This window comes from Pseudoalteromonas sp. 2CM28B (genome assembly GCF_023161935.1).
The window spans coordinates 90,365-99,502 of record NZ_JALNTH010000028.1 but is presented as its reverse complement, the minus strand read 5'-3'; the positions used below and the strand labels follow the sequence as shown (position 1 = coordinate 99,502).

The following is a 9,138-nucleotide window of genomic DNA, read 5'->3' as shown; positions in this document are numbered from 1 at the left end:
CCCGAACCCCGAACCCCGAACCCCGAACCCCGAACCCCGAACCCCGAACCCCGAACCCCGAACCCCGAACCCCGAAAATTAAAATTAGCTGGTCTGACCATTTGTTTTTCATCTTATTAACCTTTCTTTATCCTCTGCATTCTGTGTATTATTTGAATTTTGTTTAAATTACCTTACGCTGGCCTTACGGCTTTAAAACTGCTGTAAATTGACAGTAATTACGGTTTTTGATAACGTATGGCAAAATTTGGTATGACCAATTTACCTTTTGGTTAGGTCATTCAGTTAAAAGCCTTATTTAATGGGCTGTTAGCATTTATACAACGCGGACGTTGATTGATGTCTTTAAAAATTAAAGCGGCAAAATTATCTGATGTTATTTTACAACAACTTGAGAACATGATTCTTGAGGGGTCGTTAGCACCAGGAGAAAAGTTACCACCGGAGCGTGAACTCGCTAAGCAATTTGAAGTGTCGCGTCCGTCGTTGCGTGAAGCCATTCAAAAGCTTGAGGCAAAAGGGCTCGTAACCCGTCGTCAAGGTGGTGGAACGTATGTAAAAAATCAATTGGAAGAGAGGCTGACTGATCCGTTGTTTGATTTGATCAGTAAACACCCCGAATCGCAATTTGATTTATTAGAATTTCGTCATGCGCTAGAGGGAATTGCGGCTTATTACGCAGCACTTCGCGGAACAAGCAACGATTTTGCAAAAGTAAAACAGAGCTTTGATCAGATTGCATTAGCTAAAGATGAATTAAAGCAAAAAGCCAAAGCGATTAATGACTTTCATTTTTGCATTGCTGAGGCATCTCATAACGTAGTGTTACTGCATTTAGTAAGAGGGATGCAAAGCTTACTTGAGCAGAATGTTTTACAAAACTTAACGGTGTTACTTAAAAAGTCAGATATAAGCAGCCAATTAGCCGAGCACAGGCGTTTATTAATGGATGCAGTGATTGACGGTAATCCTGAACAAGCTCGTTTAGCGAGTAATGCGCATTTAGCCTATATTGAAGAAGCATTGCTTGAAGCGGGTAAAGAGCATTCGCGAATTGAACGTAGTTTAAGACGCACCAAACAAAATTAAGCAAGTACATTCACTGTTAACTTGATTTAACAGTGAAGTATTCAATACATAAAATTAGTATTTTAAACATAAGGAAACCTCCATATGTCTGAAGTCAATAAAATTGACGTAGACGCGCTAGAAACACAAGAGTGGTTACAAGCTCTTGAATCGGTTGTGCGCGAAGAAGGTGTTGAACGAGCTCAGTTTTTACTTGAGCAAGTGTTAGAGCAAGCCCGTTTAGACGGTGTTGATATGCCAACAGGCATTAACACAAACTACGTTAATACGATTCCGGTTGATCAAGAACCTGCCTACCCTGGTGATGTAAATCTTGAGCGCCGTATTCGTTCAATTATTCGCTGGAACGCGATTATGATTGTATTGCGTGCATCGAAAAAAGATCTCGACTTAGGCGGCCATATGGCGTCTTACCAATCGTCTGCTGCATTTTACGAAGTGTGTTTTAACCATTTCTTTAAAGCGCCAAATGATGTTGATGGCGGCGATTTAGTTTATTACCAAGGTCATATTTCTCCGGGTATTTATGCGCGTGCATTTGTTGAAGGGCGTTTAAGTGCTGAACAGCTTGATAATTTCCGTCAGGAAGTAGATGGTAAAGGCCTACCTTCTTACCCTCATCCTAAATTAATGCCTGAGTTTTGGCAGTTCCCAACGGTATCTATGGGCTTAGGTCCAATTTCTTCAATTTACCAAGCACGATTCTTAAAATACTTAGATGGCCGTGGCTTAAAAGACACTAAAAACCAACGTGTATATGCGTTTTTAGGTGACGGTGAAATGGATGAGCCAGAATCACGTGGTGCTATTTCTTTTGCTGCCCGTGAAAAGCTAGACAACTTATGTTACTTAGTTAACTGTAATCTACAGCGCTTAGATGGCCCTGTAATGGGTAATGGTAAAATCATTCAAGAGCTAGAAGGGCTATTTAAAGGCGCTGGCTGGAATGTTATTAAACTTGTTTGGGGCAGCGGTTGGGATATTCTGCTTGCTAAAGACACCACAGGTAAATTACTACAGTTAATGAACGAAACTGTTGATGGTGATTACCAAACATATAAAGCAAAAGATGGCGCTTACGTACGTGAGCACTTCTTTGGTCGTTACCCTGAAACTGCAGCACTTGTTGCTGATATGACCGATGAAGAAATTTTCGCCCTTAAGCGCGGTGGTCATGAGCCTTCAAAGCTGTTTGCCGCCTTCAAAAAAGCAGAAGAAACGAAAGGTCGTCCAACCGTGATCCTTGCTAAAACTGTAAAAGGTTACGGCATGGGTGAAGCGGCTGAAGGTAAAAACATTGCGCACCAAGTTAAGAAAATGGATATGTCGCATGTGGCTCACTTACGCTCTCGTTTAGGCTTAGATGATTTAGTATCAGAAGAGCAATTAAAAGAGCTACCCTACTTAGAGCTTGAAAAAGATTCTCCAGAGTACAAGTATCTACATGCGCGTCGTGAGGCATTACAAGGTTACACGCCAACACGTATTGCTAAGTTCTCTGAAAAGTTACAGTTACCAGAAGTTGATGCGTTCAAGCCGTTACTTGAAGAGCAAAAGCGTGATATTTCAACCACTATGGGCTTTGTACGTGCACTTAATATTTTATTAAAAGATAAAGGTATTGGTAAAAATATTGTGCCAATTATTGCCGATGAAGCACGTACTTTTGGTATGGAAGGTTTATTCCGTCAAATCGGTATTTACAACCCACATGGCCAAAATTACACCCCTCAAGACCGTGATATTGTTTCTTACTACAAAGAAGCAACCTCAGGCCAAGTACTACAAGAAGGTATTAACGAGCTAGGTGCAATGTCGTCATGGGTTGCTGCTGCAACATCATACAGCACCAACGACTTACCGATGATCCCATTCTACATTTACTACTCTATGTTTGGTTTCCAACGTGTTGGTGACATGGCATGGATGGCTGGGGATCAACAAGCACGTGGTTTCTTATTAGGTGCTACAGCGGGTCGTACAACGCTAAATGGCGAAGGCTTACAACATGAAGATGGCCACAGCCACATTCTTGCAAACACAGTACCTAACTGTATTTCTTACGATCCTACTTATGCATTTGAAGTAGCGGTTATTGTGCAAGACGGTATTCGTCGTATGTACGGTGAAGATCAAGAAAATATTTACTACTACCTAACGCTAATGAACGAAAACTACCATCAGCCAGCAATGCCTGAAGGTGCTGAAGAAGGTATTCGTAAAGGTATTTACAAGCTTGAAAGCTACGAAGGTAAAAAAGCCAACGTACAGCTATTAAGCTCAGGTACTATCATGACTGAAGTGCGTAAAGCGGCGGCCATTTTAAGCGAAGATTACGGTATTGCGTCTGATGTTTACTCAGTAACATCATTCAATGAACTTACCCGTGATGGACAAGATGTTGAGCGTTTCAACATGCTTAACCCAGAAAGCGAGCAAAAAACGCCGTACATTACTAGCGTATTAAACGATTCAGTCACTGTTGCTGCAACGGATTACATGAAAAACTACGCAGAACAAGCGCGTTCATTTATCCCAAGCAATAACTACAAAGTATTGGGTACAGATGGTTACGGTCGTTCAGACAGCCGTGAAAACCTACGTCGTCACTTTGAAGTTAACGCAAGCTACGTGGTAGTTGCGACATTATCTGAACTTGCTAAACGTGGTGAAGTTGAAAAGTCAGTGGTTGTTGAAGCAATTAAAAAATTCAACATCGACACTAACAAACTTAATCCACTGTACGCATAAGAGGTTTGCAATGAGTATTGAAATTAAAGTACCCGATATCGGTGGCGATGAAGTAGAAGTAACCGAAATACTAGTGAGTGTTGGCGATAAAGTTGAAGTTGACCAATCACTATTAAGTGTTGAAGGCGATAAAGCTGCGATGGAAGTACCTGCTGCGCAAGCAGGTACAGTAAAAGAAATTAAAGTAAGCGAAGGCGACACGGTAACAACCGGTTCGTTAATTATGATTTTTGAAGGCGAAGAAACTGGTTCACAAAGTGAGCCCGAAGCGCCGGCTAAAGCTGAAGCTGCTGCACCTGCAGAAGCTTCAGGTTCTGACACTCAAGAAGTGACTGTGCCAGATATTGGTGACGACGAAGTTGAAGTAACTGAAATTATGGTTGCGGTTGGCGATAGCGTAGAAGAAGAGCAATCTATCTTAAACGTTGAAGGCGACAAAGCGGCAATGGAAGTACCAGCACCCTTTGCCGGTATAGTAAAAGAAATTAAAGTAAATACTGGTGACAAAGTGAAAACGGGTTCATTAGTATTTGTTTTTGAAGTGGCGGGTGGTGATAATCAAAGCGCTCCAGCAGCTGACTCAAAAGCACAAGAGAAGTCTGCTGAACAGGTATCGGCATCAAGCACTAAAGAAGTTAGCGTACCGGATATTGGTGACGACGAAGTTGAAGTAACCGAAGTTATGGTTGCGGTTGGCGATAGCGTAGAAGAAGAGCAATCTATCTTAAACGTTGAAGGCGACAAAGCTGCCATGGAAGTACCAGCACCGTTTGCAGGTACTGTAAAAGAAATTAAAGTAGCGACTGGCGATAAAGTTAAAACGGGCTCATTGATTTTTGTATTTGAAGTAGCAGGTAGCACGCCAAGTGACGCGCCTGCAAAACAAGACGAGGCAAAGGCTGAATCTAAGCCAGCAGCTCAAGCAGAGTCAAAACCAACTGCTGCGCCTGAAAAAGCAAGTGCTGAGAGCTTTGAAAACAACAGCGCTTATGCTCATGCATCGCCAGTTGTTCGTCGTTTAGCACGTGAGTTTGGTATTAACCTTGCCAACGTTAAAGGCACGGGCCGTAAAAACCGTGTTGTTAAAGAAGACGTACAAAACTATGTTAAGCAACTGGTTAAGCAAGTTGAGTCTGGTCAAGTGCCTGCAGCTAAAGGCAATGCCGGTGGCGGTGAGCTTGGATTAATTGCGTGGCCAAAAGTTGATTTTGCTAAGTTTGGTGAAATTGAAGAGAAAAAACTCTCTCGTATCCAAAAGCTGTCAGGTAAAAACTTACACCGTAATTGGGTACAAATTCCACATGTTACCCAGTTTGATGAAGCGGATATCACGAGCCTTGAGCAGTTCCGTAAAGAGCAAAACGCGCTTAATGAGAAGAAAAAGCTAGGTGTTAAAATTACGCCACTCGTATTTGTAATGAAAGCAGCAGCTAAAGCGCTTGCTGAGTTCCCGACATTCAACTCATCGCTTTCAGAGGATGGCGAAAGCTTAATCCTTAAAAAGTACATCAACATTGGTGTAGCGGTTGATACGCCAAATGGCTTAGTTGTGCCAGTATTTAAAGATGTTGATAAAAAAGGCATTATTGAACTCTCTCGCGAACTTATGGATATTTCTAAAAAGGCGCGTGATGGCAAGTTAAGTTCATCAGATATGCAAGGTGGTTGTTTTACTATTTCAAGCCTAGGTGGTATTGGTGGTACGGCATTTACGCCGATTGTGAATGCACCTGAGGTGGCTATTTTAGGTGTGTCTAAATCTGAAATGAAGCCTAAGTGGAATGGTAAAGAGTTTGAGCCTAAGCTAATGGTTCCACTTTCAATGTCTTACGACCATAGAGTAATTGACGGTGCACTTGCTGCACGCTTTACTGTTACTCTTGCAAGTTACATGAGTGATATACGCCAGTTAGTGATGTGATCACTACAGAGTGAGTAAAATCAAATCCCAGCCAGTTGTTTTTAGCTGGGATTTTTATCATTTGCAATGATACAATATTTGCACAAATGCCCTTTTCTGCCTTGCAGAAACATGGCAGTTAAATTTTGGGGCTGTGTCCCGTTCAAACAATAAAGGTAATAGCATGAGCAACGAATTAAAAACTCAAGTTGTTGTACTAGGCGGTGGTCCTGGTGGTTACTCTGCGGCTTTTCGCGCTGCTGACTTGGGCTTAGAAGTTACATTAGTAGAATCTCGCGAGACATTAGGCGGTGTATGTCTTAATGTTGGTTGTATTCCTTCTAAAGCACTTTTACACGTAGCTAAAGTGATTGATGATGCTGCAGAAATGTCATCTCACGGCGTTACTTTTGGCGCACCAAAAATTGACTTAGATGAAGTTCGTTCTTGGAAAGACTCTGTTGTTAGCCAGCTTACAGGTGGCTTAGACGGCATGGCTAAAATGCGTAAAGTAAAAGTTGTATCAGGTTACGGTAAATTTACTGGTAGCAATACTTTAGACGTTGAAGGCGCTGACGGTAAAACAACCATTACCTTTGATAACGCAATTATTGCTGCGGGTTCTAAACCTGTAAACTTACCTTTCATCCCAGAAGATGATCGTGTTATTGATTCAACGGGCGCGCTAGAGCTTAAAGATGTTCCTGAAAAACTACTTGTTTTAGGTGGTGGTATTATTGGTCTAGAAATGGGTACGGTTTACCGTGCACTAGGTTCTGCAATTGACGTTGTAGAATTTGCAGACCAGCTTGTTCCTGCTGCTGATAAAGACATCATTAAAATTTACCAAAAGCATGTTAAAGACAAGTTTAACGTGATGCTTTCAACTAAAGTAACTGGCGTTGAAGCAAAAGACGACGGATTATATGTTACTTTTGAAGGCAAAAATGCACCAGCAGAGCCAGTTCGTTACGACAAAGTACTTGTTGCTGTAGGTCGTACACCAAACGGTAACATGTTAGACGCTGATAAAGCGGGTGTGAATGTTGATGAGCGTGGTTTTATTAACGTTGATAAGCAATTACGTACTAACGTAGAACATATTTTTGCAATTGGTGACTTAGTGGGTCAGCCTATGCTTGCGCATAAAGCGGTTCATGAAGGTCATGTTGCTGCTGAAGTTATCTCTGGTCAAAAACATTACTTTGATCCTAAGTGTATTCCTTCAATTGCTTACACTGACCCTGAAATTGCATGGGCGGGTGTAACTGAAAAAGAAGCGAAAGAGCAAGGTTTAAGCATTGAAACAGCAGTATTCCCTTGGGCTGCATCGGGTCGTGCAATTGCCTCTTCACGTACTGAAGGTTCTACTAAGCTTATTTTTGATAAAGAAAGCGGCCGTATCATCGGTGGTGCTATGATTGGTATTAACGCAGGCGAAATGCTGGGCGAAATCGGTCTAGGTATTGAAATGGGTGCAGATGGTGAAGACCTAGCGCTAACAATTCATGCTCACCCAACATTGAACGAATCAATCGGCCTTGCTGCTGAAATTTTTGAAGGTTCAATCACTGATTTACCAAACAAAAAAGCAGTTAAAAAGAAGAAGTAATTTCTTCTAGTTAATCGTGATAAAAAACCCAAGCCTCGGCTTGGGTTTTTTGTTTTTATAGCCTCAGCGTTTAGCAAAAGATTGTTCTATCTAGCGCAGCGTCTCTATGGTGCAAAAACAAAGACTAAAGCATGTCGAGCTGCGAGTGCCGGGCAACAGGCAACGGGCTTAAAGCCTCAAAATTAAACCTGCGCGAGATAAATTCACGCCTGCAACATAAAAGTTATGCTTGCAAAAAGCTCGGTGTTTTATTTTACTAGCGCCCGCAGCCCGCAGCCCGCAGCCCGCAGCCCGCAGCCCGCAGCCCGCAGATATCTATTTCCTTTTATTTTAGCTACAATGCGCAGCCATCAATTTATAGGTAATAAACCACAGTGACTCAAGGTTTCAAAAATTCAGTTTTAGCATTACGTGCCCAGCAAATAAGTGAATCTCGACGCGAGTTTAATGCCCGGGGCGGTAAGATGGACCGCTGTGAGCAATGCTTAATTGCCAAGCATTACTGTATTTGTGAGGGCGCTGAGTATGCAAGTTGCGACGCTGCGGTTTGTTTACTGATGTATCATAATGAAAGTTTTAAACCGTCTAATACAGGGCGTTTAATTGCTGAAATAGTCCCTGACAATTATGCGTTTCGCTGGGATAGAACCTCCCCAGATCCTGCTTTATTAGCATTATTGAATAATGATAAATATCAGCCTTTTGTGATTTTTCCGGCAGAAGATGTTGAAACAGATAGAGTAGTAACGCAAGTAGAGCCTGTTGCAGGTAAAACGCCTTTATTTATATTCTTAGATGGTACATGGCGTGAAGCTAAAAAAATGATTCGTAAGAGTCCTTATTTAGATAACTTACCAGTGCTTTCTATTACCGCACAAAAGCTCTCAGATTACCGATTACGTGTAGCACCCCATGCTCACCAGTTAGGTACGGCAGAAGTGGCTATTATGGTATTGACATTGGCTGGTGAGGTTGATGCAAGTACTAAATTAGAACAGCATTTTATTAAGTTTCGCGACGCCTATTTACTCGGTAAGCGCAATAAAGGCAGGCCCGAATAAAAGGCAGGGCACGAACATTCAAAAAACTGAGTTTAATGCTTGTTCATAGTTTGAATGTATATAATCTTGGCTGACCGCTGATTTTTAGGCAAAAGAAAAGCGCGAACCATCTCTAGTCGCGCTTGCGGAATCTTCTAACTTTGTTGCATCCTGCAATTGAACCTAATCAACTCCAATTTTTACGTTCCGTGTTATTACAATATTACTTTCTAGTTCTATGTAACATAGGCTATCCGAGCCTGTCTCCCTAAATCCTTGAAACATCCTGTACGGTAAAATCTATTACCTATCCTTATTGCACATCCGAGTGCATTCCTTTTGCTACCATTCCGTTGTGTTGCCTTAATGGCCTGTCCGTCTTATTCCCTATCCTTTAGCAACAACTTTTCCGTGTTGTTATCCATTACGCATCATCCGGATGCTATCCCTTATGCAACAATCCATTGCGATACTCATCCTGAGCCTGTCCTTAAATCCCTGTTATCCTAAAAACCAAACCTTGGAATTCGAGTAGTTAGTCCGTTTCCATTTACTCGGTCAGCGTCGTTGCTTATTTATGGGTTAATTATAGAGAGTGATTTGCAGTAAATGTAGGATAAAACCGCTTATGGTTTGGGTTCTTACAAATGAAATATTTTTAAATTATATAAAATACAATGACTTGTTATGTTTTTGTGGTGTTATACAGAGTGTTTTTACTCATTAGCTGTCATAAGCGTAAGAGA

5 protein-coding genes are annotated in these 9,138 nt (G+C 41.7%); all 5 read left to right on the top strand.

What is annotated here, in order from left to right:
- Positions 1-339: 339 nt before the first annotated feature.
- The 5 genes from pdhR (at position 340) to MTN96_RS26790 (ending at position 8,413) form a co-directional block, all read left to right on the top strand.
- Positions 340-1,089 (top strand): pyruvate dehydrogenase complex transcriptional repressor PdhR, encoded by a 750-nt coding sequence (gene pdhR / locus MTN96_RS26810; protein WP_248533292.1) that lies wholly within the window; start codon positions 340-342, stop codon positions 1,087-1,089.
- An 84-nt stretch (positions 1,090-1,173) separates the two neighbouring features.
- Positions 1,174-3,840: a pyruvate dehydrogenase (acetyl-transferring), homodimeric type gene (gene aceE / locus MTN96_RS26805; protein WP_248533290.1), complete on the top strand. Its 2,667-nt coding sequence runs from the start codon at positions 1,174-1,176 to the stop codon at positions 3,838-3,840.
- Between the two features lie 10 nt (positions 3,841-3,850).
- On the top strand, positions 3,851-5,761 hold the full coding sequence (gene aceF / locus MTN96_RS26800; protein ID WP_248533288.1) for a pyruvate dehydrogenase complex dihydrolipoyllysine-residue acetyltransferase: 1,911 nt from the start codon (positions 3,851-3,853) through the stop codon (positions 5,759-5,761).
- 163 nt (positions 5,762-5,924) lie between these two features.
- On the top strand, positions 5,925-7,352 hold the full coding sequence (gene lpdA, locus MTN96_RS26795) for a dihydrolipoyl dehydrogenase (RefSeq protein ID WP_214553495.1): 1,428 nt from the start codon (positions 5,925-5,927) through the stop codon (positions 7,350-7,352).
- A 374-nt stretch (positions 7,353-7,726) separates the two neighbouring features.
- Positions 7,727-8,413, top strand: coding sequence for a DTW domain-containing protein (locus tag MTN96_RS26790; protein ID WP_248533286.1), 687 nt, complete (start codon positions 7,727-7,729; stop codon positions 8,411-8,413).
- The last annotated feature ends 725 nt before the right edge of the window (positions 8,414-9,138 follow it).

Bases quoted from the DNA above. Each gene is read 5' to 3' on its own strand.
- aceE (WP_248533290.1), top strand. From the start codon at position 1,174: ATGTCTGAAGTCAATAAAATTGACGTAGACGCGCTAGAAACACAAGAG.
- lpdA (WP_214553495.1), top strand. From the start codon at position 5,925: ATGAGCAACGAATTAAAAACTCAAGTTGTTGTACTAGGCGGTGGTCCT.
- aceF (WP_248533288.1), top strand. From the start codon at position 3,851: ATGAGTATTGAAATTAAAGTACCCGATATCGGTGGCGATGAAGTAGAA.
- pdhR (WP_248533292.1), top strand. From the start codon at position 340: ATGTCTTTAAAAATTAAAGCGGCAAAATTATCTGATGTTATTTTACAA.